The following is a 13,699-nucleotide window of genomic DNA, read 5'->3' on the forward strand; positions in this document are numbered from 1 at the left end:
GACGTCCACGATGCGTATCCTTCATATTCTCGATCACGGCCTGCCGCTGCAAAGTGGCTACACGTTCCGCACCCGGGCGATCCTCAAGGCGCAGGAGGGGCTGGGGTGGACCGTCGCGGCGGTCACCGGCCCGCGCCACGGCGTTGCGCCGGCGTCGGTGGAGTCGGTCGACGGGCTGACCTTCTACCGGACCGCGGCCGGTGTGAAGCCGGGTCCGGTCGGCGAGATGGTCGGGATCGCGGCGTTCGCCAGAAGGATCGAGGCGGCGGTCGATGCCTTCAAGCCCGACATCCTCCATGCGCACTCGCCGGTGATTGACGCGCTTGCCGCGCTGATCGTGGCGCGCAAACGGAAACTGCCGCTGGTGTACGAGATCCGCGCGTTCTGGGAGGATGCGGCGGTCGGCAATGGGACGGGGACCGCGACGTCGATGCGCTACCGGGCGACGCGCGCGCTGGAGACGTGGGCGGTGCGGCGCGCGGATGCGGTGGCGGTGATCTGCGAAGGCCTGCGCGGCGACCTGGTCGCGCGTGGCATCGCGGCGGACAAGATTATCGTCTCGCCCAACGGCGTCGATCTCGACCTGTTCGGGAACGCGCCGCCGCGCGACGATGCGCTGGGGGCGGAACTCGGGCTCGATGGCGCGGACGTGGTCGGATTCATCGGCAGCTTCTACGACTACGAAGGGCTCGACGACCTGATTGCGGCTATGCCGGCTTTGGTAGCCAAGCGGCCCAAGGCACGGCTGGTGATGGTCGGCGGCGGACCGATGGAGGCGGCGCTCCGGGCGCAGGCGGAGGCGTCGCCGGTGGCCGACGCGATCCGCTTCGTCGGGCGCGTGCCGCATCAGGAGGTAGAGCGTTATTACGGGCTGGTCGATATCCTCGCTTACCCGCGCAAACGGATGCGGCTGACCGATCTGGTCACGCCGCTGAAGCCGCTCGAGGCGATGGCGCAGGGGCGGCTGGTGGCGGCGTCCGATGTTGGCGGACACCGTGAATTGATCCGCGACGGGGAGACGGGGACGCTGTTTCCGCCGGATGATCCGCCGGCGATCGCGACGGCGTTGGCGGCGATGTTCGCGGATCGATCGGGCTGGGACGAGCGGCGGGCGCGGGGACGTGCATTTGTTCGCGAAGAGCGTAACTGGTCGTCAAACATTCGCCGCTACGATCCTTTGTATCGGCGGCTGATGATGGCCGCTGCACGGGAAAATCGATGATTGCGCTGACCCGCCAGACCTTGATCCGCTCGCTGCCGGTGTACGGCGCGGTGGTTGGCGGCCTGATCGCTGCAACGGCCGTGCTGCTGGCGTCGATCGAAACGCTGGAGTCCGCGGTGTGGACGACGGGGGTGGCGGCACTGGTGCCCGCTGCCGCGCCGCCGCTCGGGACGACCGCGCGCCGCTGTTGGCGCTGGGGAGTGGGGCGCTGGTCGCGGCGTTGCTGTGGTCGTCGCTGTTCCTGCTGTTCGGTCCGGGCGGGGTGTTGCGAAGGCATCGCCGCGCGAGGACGGCGTGCCGGTGATCCGCCGCGCCGACGCGCATCCCGACGCACCGCCGCGCAAGCCGATGTCGGCGGCGGACCTTGGTACGCCGATGATGGAAGTGGGTGTCGGGGCTGGTCTTGGTACTGGGCTTAATGCTGGGCGCGACGAGCGGACGATCCCGGCCGATCTCGATCAGCCGCTCGCCGCATTCGATCCGCACGCGATCCGGCCGGTGCCGATGGAGCCGGTGCGGCCGGTTTCTCCGTTGGCGCAGGCGATGGTCGCACCGGTGGTGGAGTCGTCGTCGACGGCGGAGCCCGACACGTTCGTGACGGCGCCGTTGGTGGAACCGGTCGAGCGGCCGGTGGAGGTCGCGGAGGACGGGGTTGCGGAAGCCGGTTTGGCTGAGGACGGGGTGGCGCAAGGCGGGGCGGGGAGCGCGGGGCGCCCGAAATCAATGCGCCGACGCCGATCGCCCGGCCCGCGCGTGCGACGGGCGAGCCGACCTCGCCGCCGACGATCGAGGCGCTGTTGCGGCGGCTCGAACAGGGTGCGCTGCGTCGGGGGCGTATCGGTACGCATTGAGGCTTGAGCCCACCGCTCCCCAGGAGGCTGCCCCGAACTGCTCCCTCCCTGGAAGGGAGGGGCTGGAGTGGGTAGGCCGGCTTTGCCACCGTCGGGCGAACTTGGGGAAGCCGACCACCCTCAACCCCTCCCTTTCAGGGAGGGGAAGGATCGGGCTTGCTTTGGCGTACCCGATCGCCTCGAAAGCGCTGTTTCTCTCTTCTTCCCTCTGATACCCATAGCTCGAAAACATAACGAGGAGGGGTCATGGCGGGTGCCGAAACCATCGTGGGCGAGCGGGAGGCGGGCGCGTCGCGCTATGCCTGGTACGTGCTGTCGGTCCTGTTCCTCGTCTATGTCCTGAACTTCGTCGACCGGCAGATCATCTCGATCCTGGCGGAGGACATCAAGCGCGACCTGGGGTTGAAGGATCAGGATCTCGGCTTCCTGTACGGCACCGCGTTCGGCGTGTTCTATTCGCTGTTCGGGATCCCGCTCGGGCGGCTGGCGGACAATTGGCACCGCGTGCGGTTGATGACGATCGGGTTGTCGCTGTGGTCGGTGATGACCGCGCTGTCGGGTTTCTCGCGGACCGGCGGGCATCTGGCGGCGGCGCGGATCGGCGTCGGGATCGGCGAGGCTACCGCAAGTCCGTCCGCCTATTCGATCATCTCCGACTATTTCCCTAAGCGGCTCCGCGCGACCGCGCTGTCGATCTATTCGGCCGGGCTTTATGTCGGCGGCGGCTGTTCGTTGTTCATCGGCGGGCTGATCGTGCAGGGCTGGAACAAGGCGTATCCGGGCGGCGGACCGCTTGGGCTGGTCGGCTGGCAGGCGGCGTTCATGGCGGTCGGCCTGCCGGGGCTGCTGCTCGCGATCTGGATCGCGACGTTGAAGGAGCCCATTCGCGGGCTGGTCGAGGGACTGCCCGAGCCGGAGAAACATCCCGCGCCGTTCAGGGCTTTCGGTGCCGAATTGGTGACGATCGTGCCGCCGCTGACGTTGATCGGTGCGGCGATGGGCGGTGCGCGGGCGCTCGGGTATAATATCCTGGCGCTCGCGGTGGTGACGGCGGCGGTGTCGGGATTGGTCGCGGCGGGCGAGCCGTGGCCGCAATGGGTGGCGATCGGGATCGGCGTCTATGCGGTGTTCTCGTGGGCGTCGGCGCTGAAGCGGCGCGATCCGCCGACCTTCGCGCTGATCGTCGGGACGCCGGCGTTCCTGTGCACGGTGGTGGCGTATGGGCTGAACGCGTTCCTGAGCTACGCCGCGAGTTTCTGGGCCGCGCCGTACGCGTTGCGCGAGCTTGGTGCGACGCCGGCGTCGGCGGGGTTCATGATCGGCAGCCTCGGCGCGACCGCGGGGTTCCTCGGGCTGACGATCGGCGGGGTGGTATCGGATCGGCTGCGGCGGGGCAATGCGGCGGGGCGGCTGTGGGTGGTGATCTTCGGGGCGGTGGTGCCGGTGCCGTTCCTGATCCTCGCCTTCACCGCATCGTCGCAGACCGCGTTTTATGCGGGGATTTTCTGGCTCAGTTGACCGCGTCCTGCGCCTTGGGTGCGGCGGCGGCGACCACGCAGGACATGGTGTTGCCGCGGATGCGGGGGACGGCGACGGCGACGTTCTTTATCGGGACGACGCTGATCGGGCTGGCGCTCGGGCCGTATATGGCGGGGCGGGTGTCGACGCTGACCAGGAGCCTGTCGATCGGGATGCTGTCGCTGCTGGTGGTGACGCCGGTGACGTTGGCGTGTGCGGTGGCGGCGTACCGGCTGGCGCCGCGGGCGGAGGCTACGCGGGAGGCGCGGGCTCGGGCGGCGGGAGAGGTGGTTTGAGGGTTTTTGCGATCCTCCCCCGCAAGGGGAGGTGTCGCCGTAGGTGACGGAGGGGAGGATGCGGAACCGCGGGTATCCTCTCCTCCTCCTCCGTCTGGCAAGGGCCAGCCACCTCCCCTGGCGGGGAGGATCGACCCATTTCCTAGTTCGGGCTGCCTGCCTCTTTCCGTTCGTCCTGAGTGGCCGTCGAGTAGCTGCGGTAGCAGCGTATCGAGACGGCGTATCGAAGGACAGGTTGGTGCGCGGAACCTGTGCTTCGATACGAGCCCTCGATACGCTTCTGCGAAGCTTCTCGGTCTCTACTCAGCACGAACGGTAGTTGGGGTCTTACCCCGCCTGGAACACGCCGCAGGCGATCCGTCCGCCGCTGTTGCCGGCCGGGTCGGTCATCAGGTCGTCCGGACCCGCATGCACCACGAAGGCCGAGCCGTCCGCGTCCATCAGGCCGGCCATCGTCGCGCCCGGGATCGTGATGCCGAGCGTGCCGCGACCATCGGTGCCGATGATCAGGTTGGGGAGGTCGCCCTCATGCGGGCCCTGCGGGTTCATGCTGCCGTGCTTCATGCCGGTCGGGTTCCAGTGGCCGCCCGCGGTGGTGAAGTCCGGCGCGTCGCAGCGGCCGACCATATGGATGTGTGCGCCGTGCGTGCCGGGGGCATCGCCTTGGCGTCGAGCGTGAAGCGGATGCCGCCCGCCACTTCGGTGGCGGTGGCGCGGCCGACGTCGGTGCCGGTCGCGGTCTGGAGCATTGCGGTGGCGCGCTGGCCGCCCGCCATCGGCGTGCCCGTGTCCATCCCGCTCTTGTCGCAGGCGCTGAGGCCCATCGTCGCCGCGCCGAGCAGTGCCAGTGTCGCAATCCGCATGTCGTTTCTCCCTGTTGATCTCGTGATCTCTTGGCGAACCCTTCGCCGTCGCTCAGGTTCCGTCCCGCTATCGAGCGCCCAGCGTGCGACCGGTTCGTAGGTCGCGCCGTCGCGGCCGAGATGGCTTTGGTACAGCACGAGATGGGGTAGCGGGAAGGGCGCGCTCGACAGGGCGGCGTGCGCTGCCAGCCACGCGTCGATCGCAAAGCCGACACCGGCCGATCGCGCCAGTCGCGCGACCGTGATGTGCGGCAGATAGGCGCGGCGTTCGGGTTCCAGCCCCGCCCGGACGCAGGCCTGGTCGACCTTGCGGTGGAGCGCGGCGAAGGCGTCGTGCGGCGTCACGCCGACCCAGAGCGTATCGGTCCGGCCGCGCTTCTCGAAGCGCCCGACTCCGGTCAGCGACACGCGCGGCGCCGGCGCGACGACCTGGCTCAGCGCGACCGCGATATCCTCGGCGACGGGCCGCTCGACCGCGCCGATGAAGCGCAGCGTGAGGTGCAACTGCTCGTCGTCCTGCCAGCGTGCGGCGGGGACGCCCTCCATTATGTCGAGCAAGCTCTGACGGATAGCCGGCGGTGGGCGGAGGGCGACGAACAGGCGGATCATGGTGTGCGGCAGGTTAACCGCGAACCACGGCGCCGATGCAACCACTCAGCTGAAAAGCGTCCTGTAAAAGACGATATTCACCGTAACCGGCATTATGCCGGACAAAGGAGCTGATTTCACAATGGCTAATTGGTCTGACCCCCGGCCCCGCGCCGCGCCGTTCGGAACGACGGCCACGGGCCAGCGTACCGAGGCCTATGACGCTGGTCTCCGGTCGTACATGCTGTCCGTGTATAACTACATGGGCTCGGCTGTCCTGCTGACGGGCATCGTCGCGATGCTGTTCGCATGGGGCGGCGCACAATCGCCTGCCGCCCAGGTGTTCATGAGCGGTGGCATCCTGAAATACGTCATCATGTTCTCGCCGCTCGCGATCGTGTTCGGCATGAGCTATGGCCAGAACAAGATGTCGACGGGCACGATGCAGATGCTCTTCTGGGGCTTTGCCGTCCTGATGGGCCTGTCGATGTCGACCATCTTCCTGGTCTATAGCGGCACGTCAATCGCCGGTGCGTTCTTCGCAACCGCAGCCGGTTTCGCCGGTCTTAGCCTGTACGGCTACACCACGAAGCGCGACCTGTCGGCGTTCGGGACGTTCCTGATCATCGGCGTCGTCGGCCTGCTGGTCGCGAGCCTGATCAACATCTTCCTGCAGTCGAGCGTGATGCAGCTGGTGATCAGTGCGGTCGGCGTGCTGCTGTTCGCGGGCCTCACCGCCTACGACACGCAGCGCACCAAGGCGCTGTATGCACAGGTTGCCGGCACCGACATGATCGGCAAGGTCGTGATCATGGCGGCACTGAGCCTCTACCTCGACTTTATCAACATGTTCATGTTCGTGCTGCGTCTGTTTGGTAGCAGCCGCAACTAACGCCCGCTAAGGGTGTGACGAACGCAGGGCTCGGCGGGACACCGCCGGGCCCTTTTCTTTGGCCTTGACACAGGAATGGGACGCACGATGCGGCTCTCGATCGACGTGCGTCTGGATTACGGGATCATCGGGGACGCCGATGTGCTCCTCCAGATCGAGGCGGCGGCGATGGCCGACCAGACGATCGAGTCCGAGTCCCTCACTCTGTGGTCCGACAGCCCGATCCGCGCGGTGCGCGGCGAGGACGGATCGGCCAGCGCTGCTGGTCGCGTGGGCATGGCCGCTTTACCGCCGAATATAAGGCCGTGGTTGCCGTGAAGCGTGAGCGGGTGCAGCTCGAACTGTATCCCGCGACGCCGCCGCGGATGCTCGACGGCGAGCTGACGCCGTATCTGATGCCGAGCCGCTATTGTCCGTCGGACCGCTTCGAGGGGTTCGTCGCGCGCGAGTTCGGGGGCTGGAAGGTGGTCCGCTCGCCGCCGCGCTGACCGAGTGGGTGTACCAGTCGCTCGACTATCGTTGCGGGTCGAGCAGCGGGGAGACGACTGCGCTCGATACGTTTGCTTCGAGGTCCGGGGTATGCCGCGATTATTCGCATCTGCTGGTGTCGCTGGCGCGGGCGGGCGGAATCCCGGCGCGGTGCGTGTCGGCCTATGCGCCGGGAGTCGATCCGCCGGACTTCCATGCGGTGGCGGAGCTGTGGCTGGCCGGCGACTGGCGACTGATCGATGCGACGAAGATGGCGACGTGCAGCGACATCGCGCGGGTGTGTGTGGGCCGCGACGCGACGGATATCGCGTTCATGACGGTGTTTGGGCAGGCGTATCTGTGGGAGCAGACGGTGAAGGTTACGCCGCTGGATTGAGGGGGCCGCTCTCTCGCTGGAAGGAAAGGCAGCAGGGGAACGGTCTGCTCTCCGTTTTGCCTTCTTTGCCCCTCCCTGGAAGGGAGGGGCTGGAGTGGAGTCGGGTTCCGCATGCTCGGACCGTTGGGGCTCAGGCCGGCCTACCCACCCCCGACCCCTCCCTTTCAGGGAGGGGAAGGAAAGGGTCGACGGTGGCGGTTGCGCCGATCGATTGAGGCGCTGCCATCTCGCTGGAAGGAAAGGCAGCAGGGGGAACGGTCTGCTCTCCGTTCTGCCTTCTTTGCTCCCCTCCCTGGAAGGGAGGGGCTGGGGGTGGGTCGGGTTCCGCATGTTCGGACCGTTGGGGCTCAGGCTGGCCTACCCACCCCGACCCCTCCCTTTCAGGGAGGGGAAGGAAAAGGGCGGACGGGGGGTGGCGAAGCGGCACGACCTGGAGGCGGGACAGGAACGCTCTGCCACTTGGACCGTTGATCATCGCCAAGATTAAAGAGGGACGTCGCAATGACCGACATAGACAAGAGCGCGTTGGACAGCCTGTCCGTAGCGCCCGACGACAAGGATTCCGAGGGCAAGAGCTCGGGTCGCGATCCGCGCCAGGAAGCGGGGCAGGACAAGTCGATCGGCAAGCGTCTGCAGAAGAACCCGGACAGCGCCGATGCCCGTCTCGACAACAGGCTCGACGAGATCGATGGACGGCAGCGACCCGTTGTCCGCGACGCAGCCGGGCTCCAATCGCGAGGCGGCAAAGTCGTCGGGGTATGACGAGGACGCCGAGCGGGCGCTGCGCGAAAAGCAGGCGTAACGCCCTCGTCTGCACAACGAACGAGCGCCGGTCGGCAACGACCGGCGCTTTTGTTGCCCAAACGCCGCGCAAGACGATCAAATCGCTTAGTTTCGTTCGGTTCGTCGCAGCCTTGTTGCAGCGCAACAGCTTTCATGGTGGCTTGGTGTTACGGAAAGATGACGCGCGATAGGGTCGTTGTTAACCATCCAGGCGCATAGTCTGCCGGTTCCTTGACGAGAGCGGGGTGACGACATGGCTTCCAGAATGAAACCGGCACAGGGCTCGATGACGCTGGCCGAGATGAAGGAATTTGCGAGCTTCCCGAGTTCGACGCAGCGGTACATCCGCCGCTCGCTCGACGTGGGGCTCGACCGCGAGGACGCGATGCTGCGCTGGTCGCGCGACGTGGTCGAGGCGGCGAGCATCCGGGCGCAGGCGCGTCTCTACAACAACCTCCCTGACCTGCGCGCGATGGTGCCCGACGATAGCGGGCTGGATGCGATCGAGCCCTTCCTGGCGCCGCTGATGACCCTCGTTGCGTTCGATCTGGGGCAGGGGCGTCTGACGAGCTTTTCGGCGCTGCGGTTCCTGTACGAGCGGTTGATCGGGGCGGAGGTTCGGCCTTGGTTGCCGTCGGCATTCTGTGCGGCGGCGGCGCTCCCGCACCTGCATCCGGAATTGCGGCGCAAACTGCTCCAGTCGATCAGCGAGGCTGCGGCGACCGCGTCAGGCTGGTCGAACCGGCAGCCGGCGTTCTTTCCGTATTGGGTGGAGAAGGTGGATTCGGGGACGACGCTGGCGAGTTGAAGTTTGGCTTTAGCCAATCCTCCCCGCAAGGGGAGGTGGCGGCAACGCCTGACGGAGGGGAGGCACGCGAAACATCTGCTCCGTGTCCTCCCCTCCGTCACCTTCGGCGCCACCTCCCCTTGCGGGGAGGATTGAAACTTTTCACTTGGGCTGCAACGGGCTTCGGCCGCGCGCTCCTCACCACCCCGGCGGAGGCCGGGGCCCAATTGGTGAGGTTGTCGTAACGATGCGCTACGCTTGTCATTGGCGTCCCCCAATTGGGCCCCGGCCTTCGCCGGGGTGGTAGAGAAGGGGTGCGCCGCTGTGTTTTGGAAGGCGTGGTTACGCGCTCCAAATCCGAGCTACCCGGTCACTCCAGTCATCCCGTTCACCGACACGCCCGCCAGCCCATCGATCCACGGTTCGCCTGATCCAGATGCAAATGGTCGGCATGCGCGGCGTTGTAATCGGGGAGAGCGTCGTCGCGAACACCTTGCACGCTCCGTCTCGCACTTCGCGGAGGAAGGCCGACTTTGCATCGTCGCCCTTCCAGTCGCGCGCGACGGTGATGCGGGTGCCGTTGGTCAGGCGGAAGCCGGCGATGTCGACCGCGTCCGCGGTGGAATGTTCGCTCCAGTTCCCGCATCGCGACCGTAGATCCGCCGGCAACTATAGCTGCCGAAATGATCGATGCTGGCCACTCGCGCGCCGAAATGGTGCTCGGCTGCGGGCTGGACGACGTCCCATTCCCACATCGACAGGGCCGCGGCGACGGGGCAGGCGATGCCGAGCCCGGCGGGCACGAACCCGATCTTCCGCGCGCCGCCGGTCAACCTGACGCCATCCGAATAGCCGCATTGCCCTTCGCCCTTGCGCGGTGGCAGGACGGTGTAGCGCGCCCCCGCACGATCAAGCAGCGCGCGGCATTGCGGGAAATCCTCGGTCAGCGCGGTCAACTTGCGACCGGTGAACATACCGATCGGCTGGCCGAGATCGAGCGGCGCCCAGGGCACATCCTGCGGGCGGCCGCGCGCCATCGACCAGAGCATCAGCGCGAGCGTCGCGACGATCGCCAGCCCCACGAGCCAGCCAAGGGTGAGCCGCACCGCCCGCACGTCAGCCGCGCACCGCGTCCGACATCGGCTCCGACGTCACCGGATAGCCGAGATCGTCGGGGATGCAGAGATGCTCGACGCCGTCCCGTATCTCGGTCCACGGCGTCACCGTCCGCACGGGATGCGCGCGCGCGTCGGTGACGGCCGCTTCGAAATCGGGGAACTGCGCGAGCCGTTCGAGATTGCGGCGGGTCGGAAAGATGATCGTCGCGCGGCCCGCATCGGCGTCGGCCAGCACGTCGGCCGCGGTCGCCCAGAACAGCCGGACATTCTCCGTCGCATCGACCCGGGCCTCGGGCGCATCCGCAGAGAGCCGCGCCAGGTAGAAGCGCGTATCGAAGATCCGGGCATGCGCATGCGCCGGCCGCCAGCGTGCGAAATAGGTGAGCGCGTCGAGGTCGAGACTGGCGCCGGCTTCCGCCAACGCCTCGCCGAATGCGGTGCCGGCGTGCAGCGAGGCGCGCAATCGCTCGAACGTGGTCGGCGACGGCATCGGCGACAATCCGACGGGAAGCCCCGCCTCCTCGATCGTCTCGCGGATCGCGGCGATGCGCGCGGCGGTGTCGTCATCGGCCTGGCCCGACAACGCGGCCAGCGCATGGTCGCCGGGATCGACCCGCCCGCCTGGAAACACCAGCGCGCCGCCGGCGAACACCATCGCCTTCGCCCGCTCGACCATGAGCAGCGTCGGTGCGCCATCGCCGGACTCGCGAAACACCACCAGGGTCGCGGCGGGCAAGGCGGGGAGGCGAGCAAGGCGGGGAGAGCGTTGCGGTCATAGCCGAGCGATAACGCGCGAATGTCGGATCGGGTAGCGGCGCGTCGACCTGGGGCGGCGGCTCCCGTCAGTCGAACAGCATCGCGGCCAAGCCGGGGCTCAGATACTCGCATGTGTCGCCATCGACGAGCGTGACCAATCGTGCGGCTAGCCCCTGTTCGCGGGCCAGTTCGAGGCCCGCGACCGGACCGAGCACGGTGAGCGCGGTGGCCCAGGCGTCGGCGTCCATCGCGGTCCGGTGGATCACGCTGGCCGATACGATCCCGGTGTCGATCGCGCGGCCCGTGCGCGGATCGAGCGTATGCGCGCCGCGCCGGTAATCGCCCGAGGTCGCGACCGCCATGCCGTGCAGCGCCACGCGTAACGGCGGCAGGATCGTACCGGTCGGGGTTTCGAGATCGACCCACCACGGATCGCCGTCGGGCCGCATTCCCGCGCCGACGAGTTCGCCGCCGATCTCGACGAGGTGATGGACGAACCCCGCGGCTTCCAGCAGCGCGGCGACCGCATCGACGGCATATCCCTTGGCGATTCCGAAAGGTCGAGTGCGATGCCGCCCGGCTGGAGCAGATGCGTGCCGGTCGCGGACCTGGACGTTCTGGAGGTAGACGTCGTGGAAGTAGACAGGGCGAGGTGGCGCCAGCCTGATCTGGCCATCGCCGCCTCGATCTGCGGCTCGCTGGGCAAACCCTCGACAGGGATCGGACCGAACCCCCAGGCATCGACGAGCCGGCCGATCGCCGGATCGAACGCGCCCCGGTCGTCTCGGCGATGGCGAGCGCGCGGACCATGACCCGTGCGAAGTCGGTCGGGAGCGTCGTCCATGTCCCCGCTGCCGCGCGATTGAAGCGGGACAGCAGCGACGTCGGTACCCAGTGACTCATTGCCGCGACGATCCCGGCGAGCCGCGAGACGATCGCCCGGTGGATCGCTCGCTGGATCGCAGCCGTGTCACAGTCCCGCGGGGCGGCGAGTTGCGCGTGCCAGGTCGTGCCCATCGTCTCGCCGCGCAGTGCGATCACGATATCGGAGGGATCGGGCATTGCCGGCGCGATCGTCGCCGGCAATGCGATCCGCGTCGTGGGAAGGGGCCTGCTCACCCGGGATGGTTACGGCGTCAGCACTTCGAGCGTCGTGACGTAGCTCATCCGGCGTTCGGTCGCCCGCGGGCTCGTCGCCTTGGCGTCGGTCATCGTCGCGCTGAGCCAATACATACCCGCGGTCGGCCAATCGACGCTGAGCATGCCGTCCGCGCCGGTGGTCAGTTCGCGTGCGCCTTCGTCGTTGCGGTAGCGCTTGCCGCCGGGGATCACGGTGACCTTGATGCCGGCGGTTGGCTTGCCGTCGACCAGGAAACGGAACTTGGCGGTCTCGCCCGCGACCAGTTCGTCGGGATGCGTGACCGGTGCGAACTCCAGGCCCTTGCCGGTGGTCTTGAAGACGGTGGTGGTCGGTGCGCCGGCGGTCACGAAAATCTCGTTGCGGCCGGTAACCTCGGTGACCTTCACGTCGGTCGCGTTGGCGGGAATGTCGGCGACGGTCAGCGGGGCGGGCGCGTTCGGCTGCGGTGGACCGCGACGGCCGAGGCGCTTCTCGACGCCGTCGACCTTGAAGCTGCCCATGACGGCGGACATCTGGGTGCCGATCTTCCATGTGCCGGGCTTGTCGAGCTTCACGTCGAAGACCGAGCGATAGCGGCCGGTCGCGCCGTTCTGGAGCGTGCCTTCGCTGCCGTCGGGCTGCCAGACCTTCATGCCGTCCAGCCTGAGCGGCTGGTGGTCGAAGAAGAACAGGTCGTTCGACACTGCGGCGTCGACCGTCACCCAGCCGTCGGTCCCCGAGAACACGGTGGCGGACGGCAGCAGCCACATGCGGTGCGCGGACAGCGCGGTGGGGATCGACAACAATGCGGCGGCGGCCAGCAAGCGTGCCGCAAAAGACGTCTTGGCGAGAGGCTTCATGATGTGATCCTTCAGCAAGCCCATCTCAGCGGGCGGAGACGGCGATGGCGCCAAGTTCGGTCTTGCCCGTGGTGCGGGCTCCGGCGGTAAGCGGTACGGAGACGAGTTCGCGGCCGCCGGTCTCGCGGGCGGCTTCGACGGTCAGGATATAGTTGCCGGGCTTGAGATTGGCGGGCAGCGGGATGGTGTACTGGCCGGGCCCCCGCGTGGCGCCGCTGATGCCGTCGGCGGGCATGTCGAGGCTGCGGCCCCCTTTCGCCACCATGCACGCAGGTCTGCGAGCCATTTGGTGCCGGGGTCGTTGCCGCGCTTCTTCAAATCGTACCAGACCGCCAGCGTGCGCGGGCACCGCCGCCGACCGGCTCGAGCCAGATGGCGACATAGGGCTTGTGATATTCGGCGACGTTCAGCCGCGGGACGGTGATCGTGACGGTCCCCGCAGGCGCGGCGCTCGCGGGCGGTACCAGCGCGGGCGCGGTGATCGCTCCGCCGAGCAACAGGAACGCGGTTGGACGCATGGCAGGACCCCTCAATGGATAAACAGGATGGCGAGCAGGACGGGAATGGCGAGCCCGGCGGCAACGATCGGCCAGGTTGCCGGTCGATGGCGTGCGTGGAGCTGCAACAGGAGCAGCCCGGTCAGCGTGAACAGGATACACGCGCCGGCGAAGATATCGATGAACCAGCTCCACGCTGCGCCCGCATTGCGACCCTTGTGGAGATCGTTGAGGTACGAGATCCAGCCGCGATCGGTCGTCTCGGCGGTTATCCGACCGGTCGCGCGCGCGATGCTGACCCAGGCATCGCCGCCGGGACGGGGCAGCGCGACATAGGCGTCGGTGTCGGACCATTCGACCGGCTTGCCTGCGGGATCGAGACCGATCGCGGCGGCTACGCCCTTCGCGACCGGCGTTGGGAGTGGCGCATCGGCGGCATGCGGTGCGGTCAGCATGCGGAGTAGCGGCGCCGGCAGCATCCCCGTCTTTTCGGCCACGACCGGCTTGGCGCCGATCGTCGCCGCATGGTTGAGCGTGATGCCGGTAATCGCGAACAACAGCATGCCGACCAGGGACAACGCTGCGCTGATCCAGTGCCAAGTGTGCAGTTGCTTGAGCCACCAGCCCCGCCATTTGCGCTTTCGCTTGGCGACGACGGGCGGTGGGGCGGATCCCCGGGAGAT

14 protein-coding genes and 6 pseudogenes are annotated in these 13,699 nt (G+C 67.7%); 11 read left to right on the forward strand and 9 right to left on the reverse strand.

Annotated elements, in window-relative coordinates; genetic code table 11:
- Positions 1-10 precede the first annotated feature (10 nt).
- The 4 genes and pseudogenes from AC0IX7_RS01850 to AC0IX7_RS01865 all read left to right on the forward strand — a co-directional run bounded on the left by AC0IX7_RS01850 (position 11) and on the right by AC0IX7_RS01865 (position 3,887).
- Positions 11-1,222, forward strand: coding sequence for a TIGR04063 family PEP-CTERM/XrtA system glycosyltransferase (locus AC0IX7_RS01850; protein WP_471810190.1), 1,212 nt, complete (start codon positions 11-13; stop codon positions 1,220-1,222).
- Between the two features lie 118 nt (positions 1,223-1,340).
- Positions 1,341-1,526, forward strand: a complete 186-nt coding sequence (locus AC0IX7_RS01855) for a hypothetical protein (protein ID WP_471810191.1) — start codon at positions 1,341-1,343, stop codon at positions 1,524-1,526.
- Positions 1,517-2,080, forward strand: coding sequence for a hypothetical protein (locus tag AC0IX7_RS01860; protein ID WP_471810192.1), 564 nt, complete (start codon positions 1,517-1,519; stop codon positions 2,078-2,080). The genes AC0IX7_RS01855 and AC0IX7_RS01860 overlap by 10 nt, the downstream gene beginning before the upstream one ends.
- A gap of 239 nt (positions 2,081-2,319) precedes the next feature.
- Positions 2,320-3,887: pseudogene (locus AC0IX7_RS01865) on the forward strand (spinster family MFS transporter).
- Positions 3,888-4,214: 327 nt separating this feature from the next.
- Here the strand turns inward: AC0IX7_RS01865 and AC0IX7_RS01870 are convergent.
- Together AC0IX7_RS01870 and thpR are read right to left on the reverse strand one after the other, a co-directional pair.
- Positions 4,215-4,750, reverse strand: a pseudogene (locus AC0IX7_RS01870) (superoxide dismutase family protein).
- Positions 4,751-4,834: 84 nt separating this feature from the next.
- Positions 4,835-5,359, reverse strand: a pseudogene (gene thpR, locus AC0IX7_RS01875) (RNA 2',3'-cyclic phosphodiesterase); the annotation flags it as partial.
- A gap of 121 nt (positions 5,360-5,480) precedes the next feature.
- On the opposite strand from thpR, the gene AC0IX7_RS01880 reads away from it, so the two are divergent.
- The 6 genes from AC0IX7_RS01880 to AC0IX7_RS01905 all read left to right on the forward strand — a co-directional run bounded on the left by AC0IX7_RS01880 (position 5,481) and on the right by AC0IX7_RS01905 (position 8,686).
- Entirely contained in the window at positions 5,481-6,230 is a 750-nt protein-coding gene (locus AC0IX7_RS01880) for a Bax inhibitor-1/YccA family protein (RefSeq protein WP_187503400.1), read from the forward strand.
- A gap of 87 nt (positions 6,231-6,317) precedes the next feature.
- The gene (locus AC0IX7_RS01885) at positions 6,318-6,548 is read left to right on the forward strand and encodes a hypothetical protein (protein WP_471810193.1); all 231 of its coding nucleotides are present in this window, start codon (positions 6,318-6,320) and stop codon (positions 6,546-6,548) included.
- A complete protein-coding gene (locus AC0IX7_RS01890; RefSeq protein ID WP_471810194.1) occupies positions 6,545-6,718 on the forward strand; it encodes a hypothetical protein in 174 nt (57 codons plus the stop codon). The genes AC0IX7_RS01885 and AC0IX7_RS01890 overlap by 4 nt, the downstream gene beginning before the upstream one ends.
- A gap of 8 nt (positions 6,719-6,726) precedes the next feature.
- Positions 6,727-7,095 (forward strand): transglutaminase-like domain-containing protein, encoded by a 369-nt coding sequence (locus AC0IX7_RS01895; RefSeq protein ID WP_471810195.1) that lies wholly within the window; start codon positions 6,727-6,729, stop codon positions 7,093-7,095.
- A 501-nt stretch (positions 7,096-7,596) separates the two neighbouring features.
- Complete coding sequence (locus tag AC0IX7_RS01900) at positions 7,597-7,857, forward strand: hypothetical protein (protein ID WP_471810196.1); 261 nt, start codon at positions 7,597-7,599, stop codon at positions 7,855-7,857.
- Between the two features lie 274 nt (positions 7,858-8,131).
- Positions 8,132-8,686, forward strand: a complete 555-nt coding sequence (locus AC0IX7_RS01905) for a hypothetical protein (RefSeq protein ID WP_471810197.1) — start codon at positions 8,132-8,134, stop codon at positions 8,684-8,686.
- Between the two features lie 367 nt (positions 8,687-9,053).
- Here AC0IX7_RS01905 and AC0IX7_RS01910 read toward each other — a convergent pair.
- The 4 genes and pseudogenes from AC0IX7_RS01910 to AC0IX7_RS01925 form a co-directional block, all read right to left on the reverse strand.
- Positions 9,054-9,780 (reverse strand): annotated as a pseudogene (locus AC0IX7_RS01910) (extensin-like domain-containing protein).
- A 1-nt stretch (position 9,781) separates the two neighbouring features.
- Entirely contained in the window at positions 9,782-10,519 is a 738-nt protein-coding gene (locus AC0IX7_RS01915; protein WP_471810198.1) for an NUDIX domain-containing protein, read from the reverse strand.
- Positions 10,520-10,625: 106 nt separating this feature from the next.
- Positions 10,626-11,276: an FAD:protein FMN transferase gene (locus AC0IX7_RS01920; RefSeq protein ID WP_471813685.1), complete on the reverse strand. Its 651-nt coding sequence runs from the start codon at positions 11,274-11,276 to the stop codon at positions 10,626-10,628.
- Positions 11,165-11,601 (reverse strand): annotated as a pseudogene (locus AC0IX7_RS01925) (FAD:protein FMN transferase); the annotation flags it as partial. The gene AC0IX7_RS01920 and the pseudogene AC0IX7_RS01925, both read right to left, overlap by 112 nt.
- On the opposite strand from AC0IX7_RS01925, the gene AC0IX7_RS01930 reads away from it, so the two are divergent.
- On the forward strand, positions 11,507-11,701 hold the full coding sequence (locus AC0IX7_RS01930; protein WP_471810199.1) for a hypothetical protein: 195 nt from the start codon (positions 11,507-11,509) through the stop codon (positions 11,699-11,701). The pseudogene AC0IX7_RS01925 and the gene AC0IX7_RS01930 overlap by 95 nt on opposite strands.
- Here AC0IX7_RS01930 and AC0IX7_RS01935 read toward each other — a convergent pair.
- The 3 genes and pseudogenes from AC0IX7_RS01935 to AC0IX7_RS01945 form a co-directional block, all read right to left on the reverse strand.
- Positions 11,668-12,519, reverse strand: a complete 852-nt coding sequence (locus AC0IX7_RS01935; RefSeq protein WP_471810201.1) for a DUF4198 domain-containing protein — start codon at positions 12,517-12,519, stop codon at positions 11,668-11,670. The two genes, AC0IX7_RS01930 and AC0IX7_RS01935, sit on opposite strands and share 34 nt — an antisense overlap.
- 25 nt (positions 12,520-12,544) lie before the next feature.
- Positions 12,545-13,037, reverse strand: a pseudogene (locus tag AC0IX7_RS01940) (DUF2271 domain-containing protein).
- A gap of 11 nt (positions 13,038-13,048) precedes the next feature.
- Positions 13,049-13,699, reverse strand: coding sequence for a PepSY-associated TM helix domain-containing protein (locus AC0IX7_RS01945; protein ID WP_471813686.1), 651 nt, complete (start codon positions 13,697-13,699; stop codon positions 13,049-13,051).

This window comes from Sphingomonas sp. AC411, from assembly GCF_979253035.1.

Bases quoted from the DNA above. Each gene is read 5' to 3' on its own strand.
- AC0IX7_RS01885 (WP_471810193.1), top strand. From the start codon at position 6,318: ATGCGGCTCTCGATCGACGTGCGTCTGGATTACGGGATCATCGGGGAC.
- AC0IX7_RS01880 (WP_187503400.1), top strand. From the start codon at position 5,481: ATGGCTAATTGGTCTGACCCCCGGCCCCGCGCCGCGCCGTTCGGAACG.
- AC0IX7_RS01935 (WP_471810201.1), bottom strand. From the start codon at position 12,519: ATGAAGCCTCTCGCCAAGACGTCTTTTGCGGCACGCTTGCTGGCCGCC.
- AC0IX7_RS01900 (WP_471810196.1), top strand. From the start codon at position 7,597: ATGACCGACATAGACAAGAGCGCGTTGGACAGCCTGTCCGTAGCGCCC.
- AC0IX7_RS01850 (WP_471810190.1), top strand. From the start codon at position 11: ATGCGTATCCTTCATATTCTCGATCACGGCCTGCCGCTGCAAAGTGGC.
- AC0IX7_RS01905 (WP_471810197.1), top strand. From the start codon at position 8,132: ATGGCTTCCAGAATGAAACCGGCACAGGGCTCGATGACGCTGGCCGAG.